This window comes from Moorena sp. SIO3I8 (assembly GCF_010692325.1).
GTDB lineage: Bacteria > Cyanobacteriota > Cyanobacteriia > Cyanobacteriales > Coleofasciculaceae > Moorena.
The window spans coordinates 1-1273 of sequence record NZ_JAAHHW010000421.1 but is presented as its reverse complement, the minus strand read 5'-3'; the positions used below and the strand labels follow the sequence as shown (position 1 = coordinate 1273).

General features: G+C 43.8%; 1 protein-coding gene. It reads left to right on the top strand.

Going from position 1 to position 1273, the window contains the following annotated elements; all coding sequences use genetic code 11:
- Positions 1–685: 685 nt before the first annotated feature.
- Positions 686–1273 (top strand): reverse transcriptase N-terminal domain-containing protein (locus tag F6K51_RS37550; protein WP_293031340.1); only part of this gene is annotated, 588 nt, incomplete at its 3' end.

Here is a 1273-nt window from a genome sequence, read left to right as displayed (position 1 = left end):
AGGCGAAGTTCGCTCTTGGTCTTCTCCTTATTAAGGACCTATGAAATCGAGATAAGGAAATCAAACAATTTCCTTATCTATATTGGAGGGAATCGGGAAGTGCGATTCGTTGGCTAGAAACCTTATCCTAAAAAAGGATTTGGGGGATTAGCCGCTTGGCCAGGAAACTGAACCATGACAACTTGATAACCATGATGGTGAGAATCCATCCCTCGTGAAATCCGAGTGACAGCCCTACCCTGATTCATGAATCTAACAAACTCATGGATTGATGCAAGGGTCGAACAGTGAAGCATCATTAACCTGAAAAGATGTTAGTAACAGGAAAAGGACTCATGGGTACGAAAGAAAGGTACACCAGAATCATCGTCATCCCTAGGTAGCGAAATAAGGATTGATACGCTACAGACAAAAAGGCCATGGAATTAAGGATTGTGAGGATTTCCCATCTCATAATGATTTCCCTAACAATTCCCGGTGAAAAGTACCACCCTAAAAGTCCAAAGAATGGTTATCAGGAACGAAGTAAACCTCATATGTACTCTCAATAAGGTCGATTGTTGAGTAGGCAGTTAGCCGCAAGTCATATAAGGGCAAGATTGAGTCAGAAGCCAATGCCTAGGGTAATGCCTAAGATAAGCTGACGGACTCACGTCAAACGGAAAAGGTATGGTTGTAAGTAGTAATGAACAAGTCTAAAACTCGGGGGTTCGCCTCACGGTCGGAATGGAATAAGGTCAACTGGCGCAAGCTAGAAATGACCCTATTTAAGTTACAAAAACGAATATACCGAGCCTCACAACGTGGTGATGTCCGCGTGGTACGAAAGCTGCAAAAAACTCTGACGAAGTCCTGGACAGCCAAAATGATAGCGGTGCGTCGGGTCACACAAGAGAATAAAGGTAAAAAGACTGCTGGAATAGACGGGATTAAAGCCTTAACCAATAGACAACGTCTCGCCTTAGTAGCCAAACTGAAAATCTCTAAAAAGGCGCAACCCACCAGAAGGGTTTGGATTCCCAAACCTGGAAAAACAGAAAAGCGTCCATTAGGAATACCGACCATGTATGACCGCGCTCTACAGGCACTGGCTCAACAGGCTGTTGAGCCAGAATGGGAAGCAAAATTTGAACCCAATTCGTACGGGTTCAGGCCAGGACGCTCATGCCATGACGCCATTGAAGCAATATTCATTGCTATAAGCAAAAAACCCAAATGGGTATTAGATGCTGACATAGCTAAATGCTTCGATAAAATTAACCATGATGCACTT